The 25,081-nt window shown below is 60.1% G+C and carries 26 protein-coding genes and 1 other RNA gene; 12 read left to right on the forward strand and 15 right to left on the reverse strand.

Going from position 1 to position 25,081, the window contains the following annotated elements:
* Positions 1 to 153 precede the first annotated feature (153 nt).
* Positions 154 to 1,521, forward strand: a complete 1,368-nt coding sequence (locus C7534_RS10180) for a CYTH domain-containing protein (protein ID WP_046032274.1) — start codon at positions 154 to 156, stop codon at positions 1,519 to 1,521.
* Positions 1,522 to 1,644: 123 nt separating this feature from the next.
* On the opposite strand, the gene C7534_RS10185 is transcribed toward C7534_RS10180, so the two are convergent.
* Entirely contained in the window at positions 1,645 to 2,109 is a 465-nt protein-coding gene (locus tag C7534_RS10185) for an Lrp/AsnC family transcriptional regulator (protein ID WP_027926471.1), read from the reverse strand.
* Between the two features lie 126 nt (positions 2,110 to 2,235).
* Between C7534_RS10185 and C7534_RS10190 the strand changes: the two genes are divergently transcribed.
* From C7534_RS10190 to C7534_RS10200, 3 genes are all read left to right on the forward strand, one after another.
* On the forward strand, positions 2,236 to 2,574 hold the full coding sequence (locus C7534_RS10190; RefSeq protein WP_077431075.1) for a hypothetical protein: 339 nt from the start codon (positions 2,236 to 2,238) through the stop codon (positions 2,572 to 2,574).
* A 90-nt stretch (positions 2,575 to 2,664) separates the two neighbouring features.
* Entirely contained in the window at positions 2,665 to 4,449 is a 1,785-nt protein-coding gene (locus tag C7534_RS10195; RefSeq protein WP_077431074.1) for a GspE/PulE family protein, read from the forward strand.
* A 71-nt stretch (positions 4,450 to 4,520) separates the two neighbouring features.
* A complete protein-coding gene (locus C7534_RS10200; protein WP_046032270.1) occupies positions 4,521 to 4,841 on the forward strand; it encodes a DUF2388 domain-containing protein in 321 nt (106 codons plus the stop codon).
* A 152-nt stretch (positions 4,842 to 4,993) separates the two neighbouring features.
* On the opposite strand, the gene gcvP is transcribed toward C7534_RS10200, so the two are convergent.
* On the reverse strand, positions 4,994 to 7,867 hold the full coding sequence (gene gcvP / locus C7534_RS10205; RefSeq protein ID WP_109785679.1) for an aminomethyl-transferring glycine dehydrogenase: 2,874 nt from the start codon (positions 7,865 to 7,867) through the stop codon (positions 4,994 to 4,996).
* Between the two features lie 153 nt (positions 7,868 to 8,020).
* Here gcvP and C7534_RS10210 point away from each other — a divergent pair, with 153 nt between their 5' ends.
* Positions 8,021 to 9,160 carry a DegT/DnrJ/EryC1/StrS family aminotransferase gene (locus tag C7534_RS10210; RefSeq protein ID WP_109785767.1) on the forward strand — a complete coding sequence of 380 codons (1,140 nt, stop codon included), beginning with the start codon at positions 8,021 to 8,023 and terminating at the stop codon, positions 9,158 to 9,160.
* A gap of 86 nt (positions 9,161 to 9,246) precedes the next feature.
* On the opposite strand, the gene gcvH is transcribed toward C7534_RS10210, so the two are convergent.
* The 9 genes from gcvH to C7534_RS10255 form a co-directional block, all read right to left on the reverse strand.
* Positions 9,247 to 9,630, reverse strand: coding sequence for a glycine cleavage system protein GcvH (gene gcvH, locus C7534_RS10215; protein WP_109785680.1), 384 nt, complete (start codon positions 9,628 to 9,630; stop codon positions 9,247 to 9,249).
* A 49-nt stretch (positions 9,631 to 9,679) separates the two neighbouring features.
* Positions 9,680 to 10,762, reverse strand: a complete 1,083-nt coding sequence (gene gcvT / locus C7534_RS10220; protein WP_109785681.1) for a glycine cleavage system aminomethyltransferase GcvT — start codon at positions 10,760 to 10,762, stop codon at positions 9,680 to 9,682.
* Between the two features lie 157 nt (positions 10,763 to 10,919).
* Positions 10,920 to 12,536: an ABC transporter permease gene (locus C7534_RS10225; RefSeq protein WP_109785682.1), complete on the reverse strand. Its 1,617-nt coding sequence runs from the start codon at positions 12,534 to 12,536 to the stop codon at positions 10,920 to 10,922.
* A 142-nt stretch (positions 12,537 to 12,678) separates the two neighbouring features.
* Positions 12,679 to 13,680, reverse strand: coding sequence for an extracellular solute-binding protein (locus C7534_RS10230; protein ID WP_109785683.1), 1,002 nt, complete (start codon positions 13,678 to 13,680; stop codon positions 12,679 to 12,681).
* A gap of 220 nt (positions 13,681 to 13,900) precedes the next feature.
* Complete coding sequence (locus tag C7534_RS10235) at positions 13,901 to 15,118, reverse strand: 2-octaprenyl-3-methyl-6-methoxy-1,4-benzoquinol hydroxylase (protein ID WP_177412232.1); 1,218 nt, start codon at positions 15,116 to 15,118, stop codon at positions 13,901 to 13,903.
* 9 nt (positions 15,119 to 15,127) lie between these two features.
* Positions 15,128 to 15,613, reverse strand: coding sequence for a DUF4442 domain-containing protein (locus C7534_RS10240; RefSeq protein ID WP_077431068.1), 486 nt, complete (start codon positions 15,611 to 15,613; stop codon positions 15,128 to 15,130).
* Positions 15,606 to 16,793 (reverse strand): 2-octaprenyl-6-methoxyphenyl hydroxylase, encoded by a 1,188-nt coding sequence (gene ubiH / locus C7534_RS10245; protein WP_077431067.1) that lies wholly within the window; start codon positions 16,791 to 16,793, stop codon positions 15,606 to 15,608. The genes C7534_RS10240 and ubiH overlap by 8 nt, the downstream gene beginning before the upstream one ends.
* On the reverse strand, positions 16,790 to 18,124 hold the full coding sequence (gene pepP, locus C7534_RS10250) for a Xaa-Pro aminopeptidase (RefSeq protein WP_109785685.1): 1,335 nt from the start codon (positions 18,122 to 18,124) through the stop codon (positions 16,790 to 16,792). Before pepP ends, ubiH begins: the two co-directional genes overlap by 4 nt.
* Before the next feature lie 25 nt (positions 18,125 to 18,149).
* Positions 18,150 to 18,707, reverse strand: a complete 558-nt coding sequence (locus C7534_RS10255) for a YecA/YgfB family protein (RefSeq protein ID WP_109785686.1) — start codon at positions 18,705 to 18,707, stop codon at positions 18,150 to 18,152.
* Positions 18,708 to 18,835: 128 nt separating this feature from the next.
* Here C7534_RS10255 and C7534_RS10260 point away from each other — a divergent pair, with 128 nt between their 5' ends.
* The 4 genes from C7534_RS10260 (at position 18,836) to C7534_RS10275 (ending at position 20,260) form a co-directional block, all read left to right on the forward strand.
* On the forward strand, positions 18,836 to 19,045 hold the full coding sequence (locus tag C7534_RS10260; RefSeq protein ID WP_003213954.1) for a TIGR02449 family protein: 210 nt from the start codon (positions 18,836 to 18,838) through the stop codon (positions 19,043 to 19,045).
* Positions 19,042 to 19,359 carry a cell division protein ZapA gene (locus C7534_RS10265; protein WP_007942435.1) on the forward strand — a complete coding sequence of 106 codons (318 nt, stop codon included), beginning with the start codon at positions 19,042 to 19,044 and terminating at the stop codon, positions 19,357 to 19,359. Before C7534_RS10260 ends, C7534_RS10265 begins: the two co-directional genes overlap by 4 nt.
* Before the next feature lie 30 nt (positions 19,360 to 19,389).
* A non-coding RNA gene (gene ssrS / locus C7534_RS10270) (6S RNA) lies at positions 19,390 to 19,568 on the forward strand.
* Positions 19,569 to 19,654: 86 nt separating this feature from the next.
* Positions 19,655 to 20,260 carry a 5-formyltetrahydrofolate cyclo-ligase gene (locus C7534_RS10275; protein ID WP_109785687.1) on the forward strand — a complete coding sequence of 202 codons (606 nt, stop codon included), beginning with the start codon at positions 19,655 to 19,657 and terminating at the stop codon, positions 20,258 to 20,260.
* 35 nt (positions 20,261 to 20,295) lie between these two features.
* On the opposite strand, the gene C7534_RS10280 is transcribed toward C7534_RS10275, so the two are convergent.
* Positions 20,296 to 20,448, reverse strand: coding sequence for a hypothetical protein (locus C7534_RS10280; protein ID WP_007942433.1), 153 nt, complete (start codon positions 20,446 to 20,448; stop codon positions 20,296 to 20,298).
* 201 nt (positions 20,449 to 20,649) lie between these two features.
* Between C7534_RS10280 and C7534_RS10285 the strand changes: the two genes are divergently transcribed.
* Positions 20,650 to 21,102 (forward strand): EVE domain-containing protein, encoded by a 453-nt coding sequence (locus C7534_RS10285; RefSeq protein WP_109785688.1) that lies wholly within the window; start codon positions 20,650 to 20,652, stop codon positions 21,100 to 21,102.
* Positions 21,103 to 21,243: 141 nt separating this feature from the next.
* Here C7534_RS10285 and C7534_RS10290 read toward each other — a convergent pair whose 3' ends face one another.
* Positions 21,244 to 21,651, reverse strand: a complete 408-nt coding sequence (locus C7534_RS10290) for a flagellar basal body-associated protein FliL (RefSeq protein WP_046032257.1) — start codon at positions 21,649 to 21,651, stop codon at positions 21,244 to 21,246.
* Between the two features lie 150 nt (positions 21,652 to 21,801).
* Between C7534_RS10290 and C7534_RS10295 the strand changes: the two genes are divergently transcribed.
* Positions 21,802 to 22,779, forward strand: a complete 978-nt coding sequence (locus tag C7534_RS10295) for an NADPH:quinone oxidoreductase family protein (protein WP_109785689.1) — start codon at positions 21,802 to 21,804, stop codon at positions 22,777 to 22,779.
* Between the two features lie 17 nt (positions 22,780 to 22,796).
* On the opposite strand, the gene C7534_RS10300 is transcribed toward C7534_RS10295, so the two are convergent.
* Together C7534_RS10300 and C7534_RS10305 are read right to left on the reverse strand one after the other, a co-directional pair.
* Entirely contained in the window at positions 22,797 to 23,426 is a 630-nt protein-coding gene (locus tag C7534_RS10300) for a flagellar basal body-associated protein FliL (RefSeq protein ID WP_109785690.1), read from the reverse strand.
* A 122-nt stretch (positions 23,427 to 23,548) separates the two neighbouring features.
* The gene (locus C7534_RS10305; RefSeq protein ID WP_046032341.1) at positions 23,549 to 24,217 is read right to left on the reverse strand and encodes a gamma-glutamylcyclotransferase; all 669 of its coding nucleotides are present in this window, start codon (positions 24,215 to 24,217) and stop codon (positions 23,549 to 23,551) included.
* A gap of 354 nt (positions 24,218 to 24,571) precedes the next feature.
* On the opposite strand from C7534_RS10305, the gene C7534_RS10310 reads away from it, so the two are divergent.
* Positions 24,572 to 25,045, forward strand: a complete 474-nt coding sequence (locus tag C7534_RS10310) for a hypothetical protein (RefSeq protein ID WP_046032253.1) — start codon at positions 24,572 to 24,574, stop codon at positions 25,043 to 25,045.
* Positions 25,046 to 25,081: the final 36 nt, after the last annotated feature.

Here is a 25,081-nt window from a genome sequence, read left to right on the forward strand (position 1 = left end):
GACTCCCAACTCCCGAAGTGAAGTCCATCATAGAACCATCCGGTGACAGGAATAAACCGTCGCGGCGCGTACCCGCTGCGAGTCCTGTACACTGCACGACCTTGGCAGCCACACATTCCCCCGGCTGCGCTCCCGATCCTGGATTTTCCGGCCATGCAGAAAGAAACCGAAATCAAACTCCGCGTCAGCCGCGAAACCCTCGCTGCCCTGCGCGAGCACCCGCTCCTGAAAAAACGCAACAAAAGTGGCTGGGAACGCCGTGAGTTGATGAACCAGTACTTCGACACGCCAGAACGCGACCTGGCCCGCGCCAAGGTTGCCCTGCGCCTGCGCCGCGACGGCGAGGAAGTGATCCAGACGCTCAAGACCCGTGGCCAGAGCGTCGCCGGTCTGTCCGAGCGCAATGAATACGACTGGAACCTGCCCAAAGCCAAGCTCGACCTGAAGAAACTCGACGGCGAATGCTGGCCCGAGGAACTGGCCGAGCTGGACAAGAAAACCCTCAAGCCGATCTTCACTACCGATTTCGTTCGCGAACGCGCTGAAATCGCCTGGGGCCGTGGCAAGACCAAAGTGGTCATCGAAGCCGCGCTGGACTTTGGCCATGTGATCGTCGGCAAGCAGAAAGAAGAAATCTGCGAGCTGGAACTCGAACTGCGTGAAGGCGAGCCGGCCGCGCTGCTGGAACTGGCCGCCGAACTGGCCGAGAAACTGGCGCTGATGCCGTGCGACATCAGCAAGGCCGAACGCGGCTATCGCCTGTACGACGCCAACAGCTATTCGTTGAGCTTGCCGGCGCCGCAGATCACCGCCGAAACCCTGCTGGACGATGCCTTCGCCGCATTGAGCTGGCATTTGCTGGGCAGCAGCCAGCGTCTGGCCGAGCAATATCGCTTCAACGGCCACTGGCGTCTGTTGCAGGACTGGGTTGAAAACCTCGCCGAACTGCGCGCATTGCTCAGCAGCCTGGGCCAGGCCGCGCCACGTCAATCGACCCACGATCTGCGCCTTGCGCTGGATGCGTTGCTGGAAGACTGGCGTCCGCTGGTACAAGCCGGTCTGGACGACGAAGACGTGCGCAAAGCGGCACCGGAGCAGTTCCTCGAAGAACTCGAAGACCCACGCTGGGGCCTGTTCTCGCTGAACACCTCGCGCTGGTTGCTGGCCCGTACCTGGGCAGCCGATCGCAACGTGCGTGGCAATCGCCAGGGCGCCGCGCAACTGGGCAGTTGGTTGCCACGCCTGCTGGGTGAAGAAGCGACCTCCCTGCAATTGCAGCGTTACCAGCAACAGCCGGAAGATCTGGCCGAGCAATTGCCGCGCATCGAGCGTATCCAGTCCTGGTTGCACCATGCCCGTCACGTGCTGGACATCCCGGAAATGGATCGCCTGTACGGTGAATTGAAGCAGCTTGCCCTGCTAGCTAACGAGCCGATCACCGATGAATCGCTGGATGCGCGCAAGCAGCAGGCGATTGCGGTTTATCAGAATCGTGCCTGGAAAATGCTGCTGCGTATGTAATACCGCCATCGCGGGCAAGCCTCGCTCCTACAGGTTTTGTGTCAAACCCAATTGGGAGACCGACTCGAATTCTGTAGGAGCAAGGCTTGCCTGCGACTAGGCCCGCCGGTTCACCTCAAAACCTCAGACCGGCAAACTCGTCGTGGATTTGATTTCAGATAACGCCACGATCGAGTTGACCTCCTGTATCCCCGGCACCATCGACAGTTTTTCAAAGAAAAATCGCTCGTACGCCTCAATGTCCGCCGTGACAATGCGCAGCAAAAAATCCACCGACCCCATCAGTACGTAACACTCCAACACTTCGGGAAAGCCGCGAATCGCCTCGGTGAATTCGGTGAAGTTCGAGCGTCCGTGCGCGTTGAGTTTGATTTCAGCGAAGATCTGCGTGTTCAGGCCGATCTTCTTGCGATCAAGCAAGGTCACCTGCCCACGAATGATCCCCTCCTCTTTCATCCGCTGAATCCGTCGCCAGCACGGCGACTGCGAGAGCCCCACCTGTTCGGCGATCTGTGCACTGGAAAGCGAAGCGTCCTCTTGCAGCAACGCGAGAATCTTGCGGTCGTAGCCATCCAACTCGCTTTGCATAGAAAAACCTTATATCTCTATTTTTATGAATTACACGATTCGATAAATCGCCAATAACCCCAATCATAGATAAGAAATGTCCGGCACCGAATGTAAAAATTCCTCCAGTGATTTTGGAGTCCGACCATGCCGCATCTAGAAGCCGTTCATACCCCGCCCACCCGTACCGATGTCTGGAACGCCAGCAACGCCCACTGCCGTGTTCATTATCAACTGCTGGCCGAAGCCGAACCGGATGTGCTGTGCCGGGCGCTCAATCTGTTCGCGTTGCAGTTTCTGACGCCGCAGCAGGTCAACGTACAGCGCCAGGACGATGTGCTGGCGATCGACCTCGTCATGGACGGTCTGAGTTGGCACCGCGCCCAAGTGATCGCGCACAAACTGCGTAACCTGATCAGCGTCTGCTCGGTCGACGTGCAGCCGGCGGATGCGACGTGGGATGAGCCGTCCCAGGCGATGGGCTGAAAAACCTCGACACGGCTTTGTCCGGTAGTGGCCCAACGGTCGACGGGTCCACGACTATCCTTGGCGGACTGTTGTTCATGAGGAGCCCGCATGTCCGTTCAACTTGCCTTTCAGGACCGCTGGCTGGATCTCAATGATTTGCTGCGCGAACTGGTCGCCCAAGGCTTTATCAGTCAGGACTCGGCCGAGAACGCGCTAAACGCCCGACGCCGCCACGCCGCCAATGGCCAGATACACCCGCTGGAATTCATTGCCGGCCAACACCTCGACGATCTCAGCCGTCCCGGCAAGCACCTGGACCTGGAAAGCCTGACGTTGTGGCTGGCACAACAGGCCGGCCAGCCTTACTTGCGTATCGATCCGCTGAAGATCAACGTCGCGGCCATCACGCCGCTGATGTCCTACGCCTTTGCCCAGCGCCACAAGATTCTCGCGGTGTCCATCGACCGCGACGCGGTGACCGTGGCCAGCGCCCAGCCTTACGTCAGCGGCTGGGAAGCCGACCTGACCCACGTGTTGAAGCTGCCGATCAAACGGGTCGTGGCCAACCCGGTCGACATCCAGCGCTTCAGCGTGGAGTTTTTTCGCCTGGCCAAATCGGTCAGCGGTGCGAGCAACGCCGAACAGCAAACCTCGACCCTGGGCAACTTCGAACAACTGCTGAACCTCGGCGCCAGCGACCAGGAGCCTGATGCCAACGACGCGCACATCGTCAACATCGTCGACTGGCTGTTCCAGTACGCCTTCCAGCAACGCGCCAGTGATATCCACATCGAACCCCGGCGCGAGCAAGGCACGGTGCGTTTTCGCATCGACGGTGTGTTGCACAACGTCTATCAATTCCCGCCACAGGTGACCATGGCCATCGTCAGTCGCCTGAAAAGCCTGGGGCGGATGAACGTCGCGGAAAAACGCAAACCCCAGGACGGCCGGGTGAAAACCAAGACCCCGGACGGCGGTGAAGTCGAATTGCGGCTCTCGACATTGCCGACCGCGTTCGGCGAAAAAATGGTCATGCGAATCTTCGACCCGGAAGTGCTGCTCAAGGATTTCGACCAGCTGGGTTTTTCCACCGAGGACCTGCGCCGCTGGCAGGACATGACCCGACAGCCCAACGGCATCATCCTGGTCACCGGGCCCACGGGTTCGGGCAAGACCACCACGCTGTACACCACGCTCAAGAAACTGGCGACGCCAGAGGTCAACCTCTGCACCATCGAAGACCCGATTGAAATGGTCGAGCCCGCGTTCAACCAGATGCAGGTCCAGCACAACATCGACCTGACCTTCGCGGCCGGCGTGCGCGCGCTGATGCGGCAAGACCCGGACATCATCATGATCGGCGAGATACGCGACCTCGAAACCGCCGAAATGGCGATTCAGGCGGCGCTCACCGGCCACTTGGTGCTGTCGACGTTGCACACCAACGACGCACCGAGTGCGATCAGTCGCCTGCTGGAACTCGGCGTGCCGCACTACCTGATCAAAGCCACCGTGCTGGGCGTCATGGCCCAGCGCCTGGTGCGCACCTTGTGCTCCCATTGCAAGGCGCCGCTGACGTTGGAAGAAGAGGATTGGCAAACCCTGACCAAACCTTGGCAAGCCCCTCTGCCCACCAACGCCCAACGTGCCATCGGCTGTCTCGAATGCCGCGACACCGGTTATCGCGGCCGCGCCGGGGTGTACGAAATCATGCAACTGACGGACGGCGTCAAAGCGTTGATCAATCCCGACACCGACTTGCTGGCGATCCGGCGTCAGGCATTCAAGGAAGGCATGCGCAGCTTGCGGCTATCGGGGGCGCAGAAGGTCGCAGCGGGCTTGACCACGCTCGAAGAGGTATTACGAGTGACGCCACAGAGCGAACAAAAGTAAACGCGCCGCCACGGAACTCGATGGGGGGTTGGCTATCCAAGGCCGCAGTTAACCCAGTGGAGTCACCCATCATGCGTTTCAAACTTGCTGTCGCCACCGTCGCGCTGCTGTCTCTTCCCGTCGGTAGCGCGATGGCCGACGATAGCTTTTGGCAAAATGTCCTCACGTCCGGCGCAACTACCGGCACGTCCTACCTGACGTCCAGAGACCGCAAAATGGTCGTCGCCGCCCAGGACGATGCTGGCAGCTTCGTCGCCAGTGACGGCGGCATTCGTGGCCCTTACCTGGAAGCGGCGCTGCAGAAAGTCCGCGCCGACAACCCGGGCTTGCAGGCCACGGACATGGAACTGGCGAATGCGATCCTGGCGAAGAACGCGGTCGCTGCGCAGTAAGTCCACAGGTACAAAAATGCCGCTCAGCTGAGCGGCGTTTTTTTGCCCGACACAAATCCCCTGTAGGAGCACGGCTTGCCGGCGATGGCGTCCTTAAGATCGCCATCGCCGGCAAGCCGTGCTCCTACAGGGGTCAGGTGTACCGCGAGATCTCAGCGGTAATCATCCACCGGCACACACGCGCAGAACAGATTCCGGTCGCCATAGACGTTATCGACCCGGTTCACCACCGGCCAATACTTATGCGCCTTGGTGTGCGCATCTGGCGTCACGGCTTGCTCGATGCTGTAGGGCCGCTCCCAGACACCAGTGATGTCGGCCAGCGTGTGCGGTGAACGTTTCAGCGGGTTGTCCTCCGCCGGCCAGTTGCCTTGTTCCACCTCGCTGATTTCTGCGCGGATGCTCAGCATCGCTCCGATAAACCGGTCCAGCTCGGCCTTCGATTCACTTTCGGTCGGCTCGACCATCAGTGTCCCTGGCACCGGAAACGACATCGTTGGCGCATGGAACCCATAATCCATCAGGCGCTTGGCAACGTCCTCTTCACTGATGCCGGTCAGCGTCTTCAGCGGTCGCAGATCGAGGATGCATTCGTGAGCCACCCGGCCATTGCGGCCGGTGTAGAGCACCGGGAACGCACCGGATAAGTGCTGGGCCAGGTAGTTTGCGGCAAGGATCGCCACTTCACTGGCGTCCGCCAGCTGTGGCCCCATCATCGCAATGTACATCCAGCTGATCGGCAGGATGCTCGCGCTGCCCCAAGGCGCGGCGCTCACCGCGCCGTTCTGCGGTAAAGGTCCGTCGATGGGCACCACCGGGTGATTGGCCACGAACGGCGCCAGGTGCGCCCGCACACCAATCGGCCCCATGCCCGGGCCGCCGCCACCATGGGGAATGCAGAACGTCTTGTGCAAATTCATGTGCGACACATCGGCGCCAATGTCCGCCGGGCGTGCCAGGCCGACCTGGGCGTTGAGGTTGGCGCCGTCCATGTACACCTGACCACCGTGGCTGTGGATAACTTCACAGATCTCGCTGATGCCTTCCTCGTAGACGCCGTGGGTCGAGGGATACGTCGCCATCAGGCACGCGAGTTTGTCCCCTGCCTCCGCCGCTTTTGCCTTGAGGTCATCCAGATCGACGTTGCCGGCTTCGTCGCACTCGACAATGACCACGCGCATCCCGGCCATCTGCGCCGACGCCGGGTTGGTGCCGTGGGCCGAGGACGGAATCAGGCAGAGATCCCGCGCCCCTTGATGACGACTCTCGTGGTATTTGCGGATCGCCAGCAACCCGGCGTACTCGCCCTGGGCGCCGGAGTTGGGTTGCATGCAAATCGCATCGAAACCGGTGATTGCGCAGAGCCAGCGCTCCAGCTCTTCGATCATCAGCGAATACCCCGCAGCCTGCTCTTTGGGCACGAACGGGTGCAGGTTGGCGAACTGCGGCCAGGTGATGGGGATCATTTCGCTGGTAGCGTTGAGCTTCATGGTGCAGGAGCCCAACGGAATCATCGACTGGTTGAGGGCGAGGTCTTTGTTCTCCAGTTGCTTGAGGTAACGCAGCATCTCGGTTTCGCTGTGGTGTGCATTGAACACGGGGTGGCGCAGATAAGGTGAAGTGCGCTGCAGCCCGTCGGGTATGCCCGATGGCAGCGTTTCAGCGTCCAGATCGTCGACACTCAGGCCATGATCGGCCCCCAGGAACACCGCGAACAACTGCGCGACGGTGGTTTCGTCAGAGGTTTCGTCAAGGCTCAACCCCAACTGCCCTCGCCCCAGGATGCGTAAATTGATCTGCGCCGCTTGAGCGCTTTCGATGATCGCCGTCTGGGTCCCACCGACGTCCAGGGTCAGGGTATCGAAGAAGTGTGTGTTGAGGCGGCTGATGCCACGGCGTTCGAGGCCGGCGGCGAGGATGCACGTCAAGCGGTGCACGCGCTGGGCAATGCGCTTGAGCCCCTCTGGACCGTGATAGACCGCGTAGAAACTGGCGATGTTGGCCAGCAATACTTGAGCGGTGCAAATATTCGAGTTGGCCTTCTCCCGGCGAATATGTTGCTCGCGAGTTTGCAGGGCCATGCGCAGGGCCACGTTGCCGCGGGCATCTTTGGACACGCCGATGATCCGCCCGGGAATCGCCCGTTTGTACTCATCGCGGCTGGCAAAGAACGCCGCGTGTGGCCCGCCGTAACCCATCGGCACGCCAAAACGCTGGGATGAGCCGAACACCACGTCGGCGCCCAACTCCCCCGGCGGTGTCAGTAACAACAGGCTCAGCAGATCAGTGGCGACACACGCCAGGGCTTGCTGTGCGTGCAGGTGATCGATCAGCGGCCGAAGATCGCGGATCTCGCCGTGGGTGTCGGGGTATTGCAGCAGGGCACCGAACACCTGGTGTTGTTTCAAGCTATCCACAGCGTCGATGATCAGTTCGAAGCCAAAGCCTTCGGCGCGGGTCTGCACCACCGAAATGGTCTGCGGATGGCAGTTCTGGTCGACGAAGAACAGATTGCTTTTGGACTTGGCGACACGCTTGGCCAGCGCCATGGCTTCCGCCGCTGCCGTTGCTTCATCCAGCAACGAAGCGTTGGCCAGCTCCAGGCCAGTCAGATCGATGGTCAGTTGCTGGAAATTCAGCAGCGCTTCGAGTCGTCCTTGGGCGATCTCTGGCTGATAAGGCGTGTAGGCGGTGTACCAACCGGGGTTTTCCAGGACGTTGCGTAAAATAACCGTCGGCGTGAGGGTGCCGTGGTAGCCCATGCCGATCAGGCTGGTCCAGACCTGGTTCTGCTCGGCATAGCCACGCAGCTTGGCCAGTGCGGCTTGCTCGTCCAGGGCGGGCGGCAGGTCCAGCGCCCGGTTCAGACGGATGCCCGGCGGCACCGTCTGCTCAATCAGCTCGACCCGGCTGCCGAGGCCGAGGCTGTCGAGCATCGCCTGCTGCTCGGCGGCATCGGGCCCGAGGTGGCGGCGCAGAAAGGCATTGGGGTCGCGTAACTGGCTCAAGGACGGCAACTGGGACATGACGGGCTCTCTCTTGACTGGCGCTCAGCGTCGATGCAACACGGTCAAACCAGCATAGCAGCGGATATCCGGGCGGATGGCTTGGCGCCGCGACCATTGCGGATCATCATGCACGCCATCTGCCTAATGACTGCTGATCAGGTGCCTGTATTCATGAACCAACTGCCGTTCCTGCCGTTTTCCAAACCCACCATCGATGAAGCGACGATTGCCGCGGTCGGCGACGTGTTGCGCTCGGGCTGGATTACCAGCGGCCCGAAGGTCCAGGCCTTTGAGCAACAACTCTCGGAGTATTTCGGTGGGCGCCCGGTACTCACCTTCAACTCTGGCACCTGCACCATGGAAATCGCCTTGCGCATTGCCGGTGTCGGGCCAGGTGATGAAGTGATCACCACGCCGATTTCCTGGGTGGCCACCGCCAACGTGATTCTGGAAGTCGGCGCCACCCCGGTGTTTGCCGACATTGACCCGATCACCCGCAACATCGACCTGGCTCAGCTCGAAGCCGCCATCACCCCACGTACCAAAGCCATCCTTCCGGTGTATCTCGCCGGCCTGCCGGTGGACATGACGCACCTGTACGCACTGGCGAAAAAGTACAACCTTCGGGTGCTGGAAGACGCGGCCCAGGCGTTGGGCTCCAGTTGGAACGGCCAGCGCATTGGCTCGACCGGGGATTTGGTGTCGTTCAGTTTCCAGGCGAACAAAAACGTGACCTCGTCAGAGGGCGGTTGCCTGGTGCTGAACAACGATGAGGAAGTTCGACTGGCGCAGAAGTACCGCTTGCAGGGCGTCACCCGCAGTGGTTTCGATGGCCTGGATGTCGATGTGCTGGGCGGAAAATTCAACATGACCGACGTCGCAGCGGCCATCGGCCTTGGGCAATTTGCTCACATTGAAGCCATCACCGCCCATCGCCGTGAACTGGCCAGGCACTATTTCGCCTGCTTTGGCGAGGATTTCGAGTCGGTGTACGGGGCTCAATTGCCCCCGGCGGATTTCGAGAACAGTAACTGGCACTTGTTCCAGCTGGTATTGCCGGAGCGCGGGGATGGCAAGCCGGCGCGGGCTACCTTCATGGAGCAGATGCAGGCGCTGGGGGTCGGCATCGGCTATCACTACCCGCCGATTCATTTGTTGAGTCTTTACCGCGAGCGCGGTTTCAAGGAGGGCATGTTCCCGGTCGCCGAACGGGTCGGACGCCTGATTGTCTCGCTGCCGATGTTCACGGCCATGAGCAAAGCGGACGTCGAGCGTTCGGTGGCGGCGGTCAAAGCTGTTCTAAAGCCTTGAACCGTTCCTTGTAGGCGCATGGCTTGCCCGCGATGGCGTTTTCGAAAACGCCATCGCAGGCAAGCCATGCTCCTGCAAGAGCAACGTTATTCGCCGATGGCAGCCTTGTAGCCGGCGGCGTCGAGCAGCTTCTCCAGATCGGCAGCGTTGCTTGGCTTGAGCTTGAAGATCCACGCGCCGTACGGGTCTGAGTTGAGCAGCTCTGGCGATCCACTCAGTTCTTCGTTGATCGCGATCACTTCACCGGCAATCGGGGAGTAGATGTCGGAAGCAGCTTTAACCGATTCCACCACACCGGATTGATCACCGGCGGCGAAGGCTTTGCCGACTTCAGTCAGCTCCACGAACACCACATCACCCAGCGCTTCCTGCGCGTGATCGCTAATGCCCACGGTGACGGTGCCGTCGGCTTCCAGGCGGGCCCATTCGTGACTTTCGGCAAAACGCAGGTCGGCAGGAATATCGCTCATGTTCTGTGTCCTCAAAAAAGTGTCGGCGGCTGTAGTCCGCCAGAAAAGGTTAGATCAAGGTTTTGCCATGGCGTACGAAGGTCGGTTTGACCACTCGGACCGGGTACCACTTGCCACGGATTTCCACTTCGGCGCGGTCGGCAGTTGCCATCGGCACGCGCGCCAGTGCTATCGACTTGCTAAGCGTAGGAGAGAAACTACCACTGGTGATCTCCCCTTCGCCAACATTGGCGATGCGGACCACTTGATGAGCGCGCAAAACCCCTCGCTCCTCAAGGACCAGCCCCACCAGTTTGTGCTGTACGCCACCGGCCCGTTCGCCTTCCAGGGCCGTGCGCCCGATGAACTGGCGCGAGGCCGGTTCCCAGGCAATGCTCCAGGCCATGTTGGAGGCCAGCGGTGAGACATCCTGGTGGATGTCTTGGCCGTACAGGTTCATGCCAGCTTCGACGCGCAAGGTATCCCGCGCACCCAGGCCGATAGGAGAAATGCCCGCACCGACCAGATCGTTGAAAAAACCCGGCGCCTGACTGGCCGGCAACACGATTTCCAATCCATCTTCCCCGGTGTAACCGGTGCGAGCGATGAACCAGTCCCCTTCGGGCTGGCCTTCGAAAGGCTTGAGTAGCTGAATCAGGTTACTGCGGGCCTGGGACACCAGTTCGCAGACTTTTTGCCGGGCCTGAGGGCCTTGAATGGCCAGCATCGCCAGCTCGGCACGCTCGTTGAGCTGCACATCGAAACCATCGAGGTGAGCCTGCATCCAGGCGAGGTCCTGATTGCGGGTGGAAGCGTTGACCACCAGGCGATAACCGTCGTCGAGACGATAGACAATCATGTCGTCGACGATACCGCCACGCTCGTTGAGCATGGTGCTGTACAAGGCACGGCCGGGGCTGTGCAGGCGTTCGACGTCATTGGCCAGCAAATGCTGGAGCCAGGCCTTGGCCTGGGGGCCGCTGACATCGATCACGGTCATGTGGGATACATCGAAAACCCCGCAATCGCGGCGCACCTGATGGTGTTCCTCGACCTGCGAGCCGTAATGCAGAGGCATATCCCAACCGCCAAAATCGACCATCTTCGCGCCGAGGGCGAGATGAAGGTCATACAGAGGCGTACGCTGTCCCATGGGTTTCTCCTTCCGGGCGTGGCGAAGGTGCGGACAGGTGCTGCACCGGGGTGAAAACCTTGAAATAGAAGGTTTCCAGCCGATTTCAGCTACCGGGTCTGTCAGACGGACCGCACCGAATGCCGCGCATTGTAGCCGCAAGGTGTAGGACTGACACCTAGCTGTTTCGATGCGCCGAACGTCGAATCAATCCGATGACCGGTAACAGCCCGACCAGGACCAGAGTCAGCGCCGGCAAAGAGGCCCTCGCCCACTCACCTTCGCTGGTCATTTCAAAGATCCGAACGGCCAGCGTATCCCAGCCAAACGGGCGCATTAGCAGGGTCGCGGGCATTTCCTTGAGCACATCGACAAACACCAGCAACCCCGCGCTCAAGGTGCCGGGCAACAGCAATGGCAGATACACCTTGAAAAACAGTCGTGGCCCACTGACGCCAAGGCTACGTGCCGCTTCGGGCAAAGATGGCCGTATACGCGCCAGACTGCTTTCCAGTGGGCCGTAAGCCACTGCGATGAAACGCACCAGATAGGCCAGCAGTAACGCCGACAGACTGCCCAGCAGCAACGGCTTGCCCGCAACACCGAGCCAGCCCGACAGCGGGATCACCAGTTCGCGATCCAGGTAACTGAACGCCAGCATGATCGACACCGCCAACACAGAACCCGGCAAGGCGTAGCCGAGGTTGGCCAGGCTGACGCCGGAGCGGATGGCTCGGGTCGGTGCCAAGCGTCGCGCGAACGCCAACACCAGGGCAACACTGACCGTAATCAATGCGGCCATGCCACCCAGGTACAAGGTATGGAGGATCAGCCCGGTGTAGCGCTCGTCCAGATCAAAGCGCCCGCGTTGCCAGAACCAGGCCACCAGTTGCAGCATTGGAATGACAAACGCACAGGCGAACACCAGGCCACACCAGCTCATCGCCGCCAGCGCCTTTAAGCCTCGCAAGTGGTACAGCGCCTTGACCCGTGGTCGTTCGTTACTCGTCCGGTTGGCCCCGCGAGCACGACGCTCGCCGTATAACACGACCATCACTACCAACAGCAACAGGCTGGCCAGTTGCGTAGCAGTGCCCAGGCTGAAAAACCCGTACCAGGTCTTATAGATCGCAGTGGTGAACGTGTCGAAATTGAACACCGACACCGCACCGAAATCCGCCAGGGTTTCCATCAACGCCAACGCCACCCCCGCGCCAATGGCCGGGCGAGCCATCGGCAAGGCCACTCGCCAGAACGCCTGCCACGGGGATTGTCCGAGAACCCGGGCGGCTTCCATCAGGCCTTTGCCCTGAGCAAGGAATGCCGTGCGAGCCAAGAGGTAAACGTAAGGATAGAAAACCAGCACCAGCACCAGGATGACACCGCCGGTGGAGCGCACGCGCGGCAACCTCAGGCCCGTGCCAAACCATTCGCGTAACAGGGTTTGCACGGGGCCGGCAAAGTCCAGCAGGCCGACGAAGACAAATGCCAGCACGTAGGCAGGAATCGCAAACGGCAACATCAGTGCCCAGTCGAGCCAGCGTCGACCGGGAAACTCACAGAGACTGGTGAGCCAGGCGAGGCTCACGCCCAGCAGGGTGACGCCGACACCGACACCGAGTATCAACGTCAGGGTGTTGCCCAAAAGGCGCGGCATCTGGGTGTCCCAGAGGTGGGACCAGATCTGTTGATCGATGGTTTGCCAGGACAGCAGTAAAACACTGAGAGGCAACAGGACCAGCGCAGCGATGGCGAAGACCAGGGGATACCAGCGGCGTTGGGCGGGGTGGGCCAAGGAGGTTCTCTAGAAAGTTAAATGATTGTGCCCACGCTCTGCGTGGGCACATATCTTGTCACGCTCGACGCGGAGCGTCGGGGGATGCATTCCCACGCAGAGCATGGGAACGATCAGCAGAGCGTGGGAACGATCAGTGGTGTCAGTTCCAGCCTGCCCGATCCATCATGCGAATCGCTTCAGCCTGGCGCTTGCCGGCCACTTCCACGGGCAGGGTATCGGCAACGAACTTGCCCCAGGCCGCGACTTCTTCAGAAGGCGCTACCGTCGGGTTGGCCGGGAACTCCTGATTCACATCAGCGAAGATCTTCTGTGCTTCCGGCGTGGTCATCCACTCCACCAGGGCCTTGGCGGCTTCCGGGTGCGGGGCGTGCCTGGTCAGGCCAACGCCGGAGAGATTGACGTGTACACCGCGGTCGGCCTGGTTCGGCCAGAACAGTTTCACTGGCAGGTTCGGCTTCTGCTTGTGCAAACGACCGTAGTAGTAGGTGTTGACGATGCCCACATCGCATTGACCCGCGTTGATCGCTTCCAACACCGCAACGTCATCCGAGAACACGTCGGTGGACAGGTTGTTCACCCAGCCCTTGAGGATCTTCTCGGTTTTTTCGGCGCCGTGGATTTCGATCATGGTGGCCGTCAGGGACTGGTTGTAGACCTTCTTCGCCGTGCGCAGGCACAGGCGCCCTTCCCAGTTTTTGTCGGCCAGCGCTTCGTAGGTGGTCAGCTCGCCCGGCTTCACTCGATCAGTCGAGTAAGCGATGGTCCGCGCCCGCAGGCTCAGGCCGGTCCAGGCATGGGAGGAGGCGCGGTATTGCAGCGGGATATTGGCGTCGATCACCTTGGAGGTGAACGGTTGCAGGATGCCCATCTGCTCGGCCTGCCAGAGGTTACCGGCATCGACCGTCAACAGCAGGTCGGCGGTGGCGTTTTCGCCCTCGGCCTTGATCCGCTGCATCAGCGGCGCTTCCTTGTCGGTGATGAACTTCACCTTGACGCCCGTCTTGGCGGTGTAGGCGTCGAAGACCGGCTTGATCAGCTCGTCGATACGCGATGAGTAAACCACCACCTCGTCAGCGGCCTGGGCGGCGGTACTGCCAATCAGGGTCAGGGCGAGTGCAGTCAGTAGACGCTTCGGTAGCATGGGAGCGATCTCTCGATTGAAAAATTGAGGCCAAATGATAAGGACTCACATTTAGCTTCTCAATCGATCCGTTCGCGGAGGAGTTACCAGATGTTGCATCGTCCAAGAGTTGCGGTGATTGAGAGGCCGCCTTCGCGAGCAAGCCCGCTCCCACATTTGATCGCGGTCTAATGTGGGAGCGGGCTTGCTCGCGAAGGGGCCATCAGCCGCTGCGAATATGTCAGGCCTTGGCGAGAGCCGGCAAATCCCCGGTGAGTCCAAGGGCCTCCCGCACAAACAACGCCTTGGCCTCGGGCATCTGGTCGACCATCTTCAACCCGGCATTGCGCAACCAGCGCACCGGCAGCGGGTCAGCCTGAAACAATCGCTCAAACCCTTCCATCGCCGCCATCAGCGCCAGGTTGTGGGGCATGCGTCGACGTTCATAGCGGCTGAGCACTTTCACGTCCGCCAAGCGTTCACCACGAGCGGACGCTTGCAACAGCACTTCCGCCAGCACGGCGGCATCGAGAAAGCCGAGGTTCACCCCCTGCCCCGCCAGCGGGTGAATGGTGTGCGCCGCGTCGCCGATCAGCGCCAGGCCTTCGGCTACATAACGCTTGGCATGGCGCTGACGCAGGGGCACGCACAGACGCGGATCAGCGCCAAGCACCGTACCGAGTTGGCCCTCGAAGGCCCGCTCGAGTGCCTTGCAGAAACCATCGTCGTCCAGCGCCATCAGGCGTTCGGCTTCACTCGGCGTGGTCGACCAGACGATTGAACACCAGTCCTGCTGGCCGTCGCGTTCCAGCGGCAAAAACGCCAACGGACCGTTGTCGGTGAAGCGCTGCCAGGCTGTCATCTGATGGGATTTGGAGCTGCGTACACTGGTGACAATCGCGTGGTGCATATAGTCCCACTCGCGTGTCGCCACGCCGGTCAGACGCCGAACAGCCGAGTTGGCGCCATCGGCCGCGATCACCAACGGCGCACGCAACGTGCGGCCGTCGGCCAGGGTCAGCAGCCAGTCGTCGCCCGAGCGGCGCATCTGTTCCAGGCGCGCATTGGCCAGCATCCCGAGGTCGCAGTCGTGCAGGCGATCGAGCAAGGCGTCCTGAACCACGCGGTTCTCGACGATATGCCCCAGTACGTCGGCATGCACGCTGGTGGCCGAGAAATGGACCTGCCCGGTGCCGCTGCCATCCCAGACGTGCATATCGGTGTAAGGACTGCTGCGCCGCTTGGCGATGCCGTCCCACACGCCCAAGCGCTCGAGAATTCGTTGGCTGGCCGCCGACAAGGCGCTCACCCGCGGTTCGAACGGTGCCTGGTCATCGAAGGGTTTGACGCTCAAGGGGCTGCCGTCCAGCAGCAGGACTTCCAGCCCGCTGTCCTGCAACGCCAGCGCCAGGGCGCTGCCGACCATTCCGGCCCCGACAATCAGCACATCTGCGCGCATGTCCATGCTTTAAGCCTGTCTCGCTGGCGGCTTGAGCCGCACGTAAAGGGTTTTTTCGACTCGCGCCACCAAGGTGCCGGCGCCGTCGTGAATATCGACCTGCAATTGCGGCAGGTATTTCTCGCCACCGGCCGTTTGCCGACGGATCTCGTCGAGCAACGTCTCATCGATCCGGAAATTGGCGAACACCGGGCCTTTGCCCGGCGAAATGAAATCGATGTCCGCCGCCTTATCCCAGACGATGTAATGGCGCCCGAGGTTTTCCATCAGCATCAACATGTAGAACGGATCAACCATCGAATACAGGCTGCCGCCAAACTGGGTGCCTACGTAATTGCGGTTGTACCAGCTCAGGCCCATGGACACCGTGATGTCGCGAAAGTCATCGCTGATGTGCCGCACCCGAACCCCGGCACCCATGTACGGCGGGTAAAACGACATGAAGCAACGCATCAATCGCGCTTTGCCGAATGTGTTCGTCAACCACTTAAGCATCGGGACGCGTACCCAGGCCCATGGCCTGCCGGGCGAACCAGCGCTTGGCCGGCGGCAGCAGGTCGAGACCGAGCAAGCCGAGGTTGCGGCCCAGCGAAACCAGCGGCTGAGTGCTGCCGAACAAACGGGTGACCTGATCGGAAAAACCTACCGTCAGGTTCTGATCCAGGCGTTGGCGCTCACGGTAAGCCTGCAATGTGGCGAAATCGCCCAGCGATGCCTCGCTCGCCAATAACGCATCGGCCAAGGCCTGAGCATCACGCAGCGACAGGTTGAAACCTTGCCCCGCAATCGGATGCAGGCTGTGCGCCGCGTTACCGAGAATCGCCAGATGCGGGCGCACCTGCTCTTCGGCTTCGATCAGTGTCAGCGGGTAAAGATGTCGCGCGCCGACCTGCTTCAACGTGCCGAGGCGATATCCGAACACACCTTGCAACTCGCTGAGGAAGCTACGGTCATCCAGTGCCGCCAGCCGTTGCGCGTCCATGCCCAGACGGGTCCAGACCAACGCACAACGGTTCTCCGGCAGCGGCAGCAATGCCATCGGGCCGTCGTCGGTGAATCGCTCGAACGCCATGCCGTTGTGCGCTTCGCTCGGGGTGATGTTGGCGATCAGGGCACTTTGGTTATACGGGCGTTTCTTGATGCCGATCCCCAGTTGCTCGCGCAGGCCTGAACGGCCGCCATCGGCGAGCACCGCCAAGTCGCACTCCAGGGTGGTTTCGTCATTGAGGGTCAGGCGGTAACCGTCAGTCAGCGGTTCCATGCGGGTGACTTCCGCCGGGCAGCGCCAAGTGACCACGTCCTTGTCCAGGCCTTGCCAGAGGCATTGGCCCAGCCAGGCGTTTTCCACCACATAACCCAGTGCCGGAACGCCCTCTTCCATTGCCGATAAACGCGCGGTGGAAAAACGTCCACGGTCGGACACATGAATCTGCTTGATCGGCTCGGCGCGGCGGGAAATTTCCTGCCAGACGCCCAACCGTTGATAAATCTGTTTGGCACCATAGGACAGCGCCGAGGAGCGAGCATCGTAGCTCGGCTGGTACGTATCACCCGGGGCGAATGGCTCGATCAGGACGATTTTCCAGCCGCGAGACTTGGCCCCGGCCTGCAACGCCAACGCCAGGCTGGCGCCCACCAGGCCGCCACCGATGATTGCCAGATTGACCCGGCTCATGCTGCTTGTGTCCGCGCTTGCGCCATCAGGGCCTCGATCTCGGCAACCGTTTTCGGTACGCCTTTGGTCAATATTTCACAACCGGTCTTGGTCACCACCACGTCGTCCTCGATGCGCACGCCGATACCGCGCCATTTCTTCGCCACGTTCTGGTTGTCCGGGGAAATGTAGATTCCCGGCTCCACGGTGAGCGCCATGCCGACTTCCAGCACACGCCATTCGCCACCGACCTTGTATTCGCCGACGTCATGCACATCCATCCCCAGCCAGTGACCGGCGCGGTGCATGTAAAACGCCTTGTAGGCTTCGCTGGCGATCAACTCGTCGACGTCACCCTGCAACAGGCCAAGCTTCACCAGGCCGGCAGTAATCACTTTAACCGTGGCTTCGTGCGCCTGATTCCAGTGCTTGTTCGGGGCGATTTCGGCAAACGCGGCTTCTTGCGACGCCAGCACCAACTCGTAGATCGCCTTCTGCTCCGGTGAATACTTGCCGTTGACCGGCCAGGTGCGGGTGATGTCGCTGGCGTAGCAGTCGATCTCGCAACCGGCGTCGATCAGCACCAGGTCACCGTCCTTGAGCACGGCGTCATTCTGCTGGTAATGCAGGATGCAACTGTTGCGCCCCGCCGCGACGATCGAACCGTAGGCCGGCATCTTCGCCCCGCCCTTGCGGAACTCGTAATCAAGCTCGGCTTCGAGGCTGAACTCGTGGAGCCCGGCGCGGCTGGCCTGCATCGCCCGGATATGCGCCTGGGCAGAAATCCGTGCGGCTTCACGCATCACCTTCACTTCTGCCGCCGATTTATACAGGCGCATGTCGTGAAGCAGATGATCCAGGGCAACAAATTCGTTCGGCGGCTGGGCACCGAGGTGCGCTTTGGAGCGGATCACGTTGATCCAGTCCATCAGGTGCCGATCGAATTCGGGGTTACTGCCCATGGCCGAATACACCCGGTCACGGCCTTCGATCAGGCCCGGCAGGATGTCGTCGATGTCAGTGATGGGGAAGGCATCGTCGGCACCGAAGTCGCGGATCGCGCCCTCCTGACCGGCGCGCAAGCCGTCCCACAACTCGCGCTCGGCGTTGCGCTCACGGCAGAACAGGATGTATTCGCCATGCGCACGCCCCGGCATCAAGACAAAGACCGCCTGAGGCTCGGGAAAACCGCTGAGGTACTGGAAATCGCTGTCCTGACGATAGACGTGCTCGACGTCGCGGTTGCGGATGGCCACCGCGGCGGCGGGCAGGATGGCGATGCTGTTGGGTTCCATCTGCGCCATCAAGGCCTTGCGGCGACGGCTGTATTCCGATTTCGGGATATGAATCATGGGCAGATGGTTTTCCCTTTTACGATTAATGCAAAGACGGTTTGGCAGCGGCCGGCACGTCTTTTTTGGTCTCGGAGAACAGCAGCAGCGGCGCTACGCGCAGGTATTCCATGACTTCCATGTAATCGCTTTCGCCATCTTCGGACTCTTCCAGGGCGTCTTGCACCTGGGAAATCGCCGCCAGGTCCTGCAACACTTCGGTGGCCTCGGTGCTGAGCATGCTGCTGTCGCGGCAGTTCAAGCCGAAACCGCTGAGGAAACCCTGACACCATTGGCCCAGTGCGACGGCACGATCAGCCAGCGGTGCGTCATCGGTCGGCAGCAGCAGAACGACGGTCACGTCGTCGCCGGTGAGCTCACCCTTGACCATCTCCTGCAAGCCGATCAAGGCGTTGCGGACGTTGTCCTGCGGTTCGCTTTCCAGCAGTTCGGCGGCATCGATCAACCACTCTTCGGCTTCGAAGCCGGCACCGGCGCAACTGCGGCCGAGCAACAGGCCATGCAGTTCGGCAGGCGAAACGTTATGGCCGCTGGAAGTCAGCAGGGTGGCAAAGGCTTGGTACGGGGAATTCTGATTGGTCATGGGCAGCTAGGCGCCAGACGGCGCTATGTCTAGAATGAAGGCCTTGTATCCTACATCGACAGACTCGCCAAGACTATTAAAGGCTGTCCGCCAGCTACCACCCATCAAGCACAATATCAGTGGACACAATGGAAGACACCGACCTGCAAGCGCTGATGGCCAGACTCGAACTGCTGATTAATCGAGTCGAGCAACTTAAGAGTCAAAATGGACTCTTACTAGCTCAGGAAAAGACCTGGCGCGAGGAACGCGCGCACCTCATTGAAAAAAACGAAATCGCCCGGCGTAAGGTCGAATCGATGATTTCGCGCCTCAAGGCCCTGGAGCAAGACTCATGAGTTCAAGCAATAGCGTTACCGTGCAGATCCTCGACAAAGAATATTCGATCATTTGCCCCCAGGAAGAACGCAGCAACCTGGTGAGCGCCGCCCGCTACCTGGACGGCAAGATGCGTGAAATCCGCAGCAGCGGCAAAGTCATCGGCGCCGACCGCATTGCCGTCATGGCCGCGCTGAACATTACGCACGACCTGCTGCACAAGGAAGAACGCCCGGATGTACAGGCCAGCGGCTCGACTCGCGAACAAGTGCGCGACTTGCTGGATCGCGTCGATCTGGTGCTCGCCACCGATCCGGACGTCACCAAAGGCTGATTCGTCGAACCGCTTGGGTTATACTCGCAACACTCCCTGGGGTGCTTGCCAGTTGACCACGTCCCTGAGCCGATTCGCACTACCCTGGAGGCTGCACGTTGGGCTGGTGTGCATGTCCGCTAGACGGAAAGCCTTAAAGCCTACTGCATCTTCCACCTTGAACTTTCGGGTTCAAGGGCTAAGTCAGCAGCGGTTCATCCGGGGAGCCTGATTCCAGTCCGATGCCGGTTTAATTACCGGCATCGGCTTTTTTACGGGTACGCTTTACGTATTCGTCCTGTCGAAGCCTGAATTCATGACCGAACCTGCGCTGCTGCCCCGCCCGCAACTTCGACGCATGCTGCGCAAGGCCCGCCGCGCACTGACTCCCAGTCAACAGCGCCAGGCTGCTCGCGGGCTGTACAAGCAATTGGCCCAACAGCCGTTGTTTCGCCGCGCCAGACACATCTCCCTGTACCTGCCGACCGACGGTGAAATTGACCCGCGCGTATTGCTGCGTGCCGCCCAATGTCGGGGCAAGGCGACGTATCTGCCGGTGCTCAGTGCCTGGCCGCGAACCAAAATGGTCTTCCAGCGCATTCGCCCCGGCGAAAAACTCATACCCAACCGCTTTCGTATTCTCGAACCCCGGCACAACCTCGCCCGACAACGCAAAGTCTGGGCGCTGGATCTGATCCTGTTGCCGTTGGTGGGGTTTGACGATGTCGGCGGGCGCCTGGGCATGGGCGGTGGTTTCTACGATCGAAGCCTGGCCTATCTGGCGCGCCGCAAATCCTGGCGCAAGCCGACGCTGCTGGGGCTGGCCCATGAATGTCAGAAAGTCGAACGATTGGCTCAGGCGAGCTGGGATGTACCGCTGCAGGGAACGGTGACAGACAAGGCGTGGTACTTCGCACGCTAGACGCCACTGCCAAGAGCGGCGTCCAAAAGACAGGTTTAGCGCTTGAAGGCCGACGGTTGCTGTTGCTGCGCGATTTCGATCGGCGCGTCAGTCTTGTTATTCCACAGGCTTTGGGCATAACCGGTGGTTACGACGCCGAGGCCGAACAAAATAACCAAAATCCATAGTAAATCCGGTTTGCGTTTCATCGATTGCCCCCCAAAGGCACATCAACACGATGACAGCAGCGGTTTCCGTTGTAGGTGTAGGCCGTGCAGCAGCGTCAAGCTTAGAAGGCCGGCATTTTGCGACAACGTGAACTGACACGCAAACGCTGGCGTCAACCGACTGTCGGTTTGTCATAAAATTGCCGGACAACCTGTCCACTCACCTCGCAAGGAGCAAAATCCATGGCCTATTGGCTGATGAAATCCGAGCCGGACGAACTCTCGATCAAGGGCCTGGAGAAGCTCGGCCAAGCGCGCTGGGACGGGGTTCGCAACTATCAGGCGCGTAATTTTTTGCGGTCGATGGCGGTCGGTGACGAGTTTTTCTTCTACCACTCCAGTTGCCCGGAGCCGGGAATTGCCGGGATAGGGAAAATTGTCGAAGCGGCCTATCCGGACCCCACGGCATTGGAGCCGGAGAGTCATTATTACGATCCGAAGGCCACGGCAGAAAAAAACGCCTGGAGCGCGATCGATGTCGCACATGTCGAGACGTTTGCCAGGGTGTTGAAGCTCGACTATCTGAAGCAGCAGACCGCGCTGGCCGAGATGCCATTGGTGCAGAAGGGCTCGCGGTTGTCGGTGATGCCTGTCACGGCTGAACAGTGGGCGGCAGTCATCGCGCTCAAACCGTAGAAACGCCTGCGCGTCTGAGAATGCCATCGCGGGCAAGCCCGCTCCCACAGAGATCTGGGGTGGATGCAAAACCTGCATACACTGGAGAATATTGTGGGAGCGGGCTTGCCCGCGATGAGGCCGGATCAGACAACAGAAGTCTTATTGAATGATCAGGTTGTTGAACAACAAATCCTCAACCACCGGCTTGCCGGTTTCGTCGTTCATCACCTGCTGGGTCTGCTTCAAGGCTTCCTGGCGCAGTTTTTCCTTGGCTTCGACGTTGTTCATCGTCTCGGTGGTTTGCTGGGCAAACAACGCCACCAGCTGATTGCGGATCAGCGGTTCATTGGCCTTCACGGCCTTGGTGGCGTCCTCACCGGTCACGCGCAATGCCACATCTGCCTTGTAGACCTTGAGCTTCGGCGTACCGTCCAGCCCATAGTTGCCCACGAACGGCGGACTCAGGGTGATGTAATTGACCTTCGGAGCTTCACCTTCTTTGGCTTCTTCGGCCATCGCTGCCACAGGCAGAGACAGGGCCAGCAACAACATGATCCACGCTTTCACAATTCGCTCCTTATCCGGTTTGCGGCCTAGCATAACGACCCGCCGCTCAAGCACAAGCTTATGGCTGACTATCAGGGTCGGGCATGCTCGTTGACCCATCGACTCACACACCTACACTTATCGGCCATCACTCCCAAAGGAATAGCCCTGATGAAAGCCGTGCTGTGCAAAGCCTTCGGCCCTGCCGAATCGCTGGTACTGGAAGACGTCGCCAGTCCTGTCGCCAAGAAGAATGAAATCCTGCTGGACGTGCACGCCGCCGGGGTCAACTTCCCGGACACGCTGATCATCGAGGGCAAATATCAATTCAAGCCGCCCTTCCCTTTCTCCCCGGGAGGTGAAGCCGCCGGCGTGATCAGCGCAGTGGGCGAAAAGGTCAGTCATCTCAAGGTCGGCGACCGGGTCATGGCCCTGACCGGCTGGGGCAGTTTTGCCGAGCAAATCGCAGTACCAGGCTACAACGTATTACCGATCCCGCCCTCGATGGACTTCAACACGGCCGCCGCCTTCAGCATGACCTATGGCACCTCGATGCACGCCCTCAAGCAACGCGGCAACCTGCAACCCGGCGAAACGCTGCTGGTGCTGGGTGCTTCCGGCGGTGTTGGCCTGGCGGCGGTGGAAATCGGCAAAGCCATGGGCGCCCGCGTGATCGCCGCTGCCAGCAGTGCCGAAAAGCTTGCCGTGGCCAAGGCCGCTGGCGCCGATGAGCTGATCAACTACAGCGAAACCAGCCTCAAGGACGAAATCAAACGCCTCACCGACGGCCAAGGCGCCGACGTGATCTACGACCCGGTCGGCGGCGACCTGTTTGATCAGGCTGTGCGCGCCATCGCCTGGAACGGCCGACTGCTGGTGGTCGGTTTCGCCAGCGGACGCATTCCGGAATTCCCGGTCAACCTGGCACTGCTCAAAGGGGCCGCCGTGGTCGGCGTGTTCTGGGGCTCGTTTGCTCAACGCCAGCCGCAGGACAATGCAGCGAATTTCCAGCAGTTGTTCGGCTGGTTTGCCGAGGGCAAGTTGAAGCCGCTGGTGTCACAGGTGTATCCGCTGAGCAATGCGGCACAGGCGATCAATGATCTTGGGCAGCGCAAGGCTGTGGGCAAGGTTGTGGTGCAGGTTCGCTGACAGCCGCAAAGTTGCCGTCAATTGCCGGGCGGGACCGCTCCATCGCCCGGCAACAGATGCGGCTGAACCTTCTCGCTGCGCGACGGGATCAGTCGCCCATTCTCATCGAAGCGTAAAACGATCACCCAGTCATAGACGCCGTCCGGCCATTTCTCCTGCCCCATCAGTGCCATGCTGTTGCCGCCGAAAGCTGCAATCAATTTGTTGATGCGCCCGTGGTGCCAGGCGATCAACACCGTTTGCGCCTGATTGCTCTGGCGCAACAGTTTGACCAATTTATGAACATCAACGTTGATGTAAGGCTGCTCGATCGGCAAGTTCAAATGTTGCGCCAGCGGAGTCAGGGTCAAGCGCGAGCGCGAACTCTCCGGACTGTCGCCGGCAGCAATCAGCCGTTGAGGGGTCAGTGTCTGCCCCTCCAGCTTCAGCGGATTGAAATAGTCGACATAGGCGGCTGCCCGTTGTTCGCCTCGGGCATTGAGCTCCGTGCCCACGCTGGGTTTTTCCGCATGACGAATGATCATCACGGTAGTGTTGCGCAGACCGGACTGGACGGGATGGTCGGCAATCACCAATGCCAGCAACCCAACAGTGAGAGCGGCCGCCACCAATAATCTCGGCACCAACATGCGAACCGTCAGGGGCATCTCTTATCTCTGTTGATCAATCGGCTGGACTGTCCGCGAGTCTAAGCCCCCCCATGTCCACAGGTGGTGAAAACACCCCGTTCTTACAGCTGAGCGACAGGTTCGTAAAGGAACGTCGTCAGTCAGACCCGCGAAGCGATTGCCTGATCGGCTTTTGATTTGCAGCGCTTGAGCCGCGCCTCCAGATTCCGGTCTGGCATGGCGTGGCTACGCAGGGCATGAGCGGTCTGCTCGACATAATCGCGAGTGGTGCCGTACCGCCCGCAAGCGCTTTCGAACACCTGGCTCAGCACATGATCCGGCAAGTTGCCGGCATAGCTGGGCAGGTGCCGCTCCAGAACAAATCCCAACGCCTGCACCTGGCTTCCGTCTTCGAGACGGCAGTTGAGCCAGTGCGGGCGATAGGACGGGACGGGCATTTCGCGTTGCCACAGTGCGTAAAGCGAAGCTTCAAGTTGTTCTTCGGGCAGGCGATAGGCGAAACCACTGCAGGAGCCGCCGCGGTCCAGGCCGAACACCAGACCAGGCATTTCCGGCGTGCCGCGATGTTCGTGGGACCACAGGTACAAACCGCGATGGTAACCATGCACTCGGCCGCGAACGCGCTCTACTGCCGAACACTCTGGTCGCCAGATCAGCGAACCGTAAGCGAACAACCACACCGGCCCGCCCTTGTGACGCGCCATGGTCGATTGCATCGAGACGAGAAGTTGTTCGTGCGTCAGCTGCGGCCCCAGATCGAGACGCGGAGGGTAAGCCGGATTCACAAAAGCAGATTCAATGGCGGTCATGATGAAAGTGTTCGGCCCCACAAGTATTACAAGATGTAAGCAAAACTCGCTTCATAGAACATATAGCAGTAACCGTAAAACGAAAAGTGCTAAAGGATGTATGACACTCGCAATAGCGCTAAATCGGGATTATCAGCCTCGCTATCGAGTTTTATATAGCCTAATACCATCGCAGGAATATCTTAAATACCTGAATGAAATATGCATAAGCCTTCCACTCGTTCAGGTTCGGTTCAAGAAGATGCAGGAAACTTCCTACTAAAATATCGGACTTTCTGACTTCTCTGTCACTGAACGCCTACGTATAACGGCCTTCCTCTGGCGCAAGCCACCCCGTTTAACCGAGGCTGCATGATGAAAATTCCAGGGCTTTTCACCCTCTTCCTATTGATTCCGTTCGACCAGGCAATGGCGCTGGAGGACTCACAGGGCAAAGGTTTTTGGTACGCACAGACCAGTGTCTATACCAAACATTACTCACCGGACCCAGAACACAATAACAATCAGGATTTGATTGGTATTGAGCGCAATCAGGCATCGGGCTGGGTATTTGGCGGGGCGACTTTTCGTAACTCGTTCAGGCAGCGCTCTAACTACGCCTACGCCGGTAAACGCTATGACAGCGCCAATTATCCGGTGTACCTGAAAGTGACTGGCGGCCTGTTGCAGGGTTATAGCGGTGACTACAAGGATAAGATTCCATTGAACCGCTACGGCGTTGCGCCGGTGATCATTCCGTCGGTCGGCACTCACTATGGACCGTTGGCCGCCGAGCTGGTTTTTCTCGGCGCCAACGCAGCCATGGTTACGACCGGGGTGCGGTTCTAAAGGCTTGGATCAAGATTGAGGATCAAGATCACGGAT

This window comes from Pseudomonas sp. OV226 (assembly GCF_003148705.1).
Taxonomy (GTDB): Bacteria; Pseudomonadota; Gammaproteobacteria; order Pseudomonadales; family Pseudomonadaceae; genus Aquipseudomonas.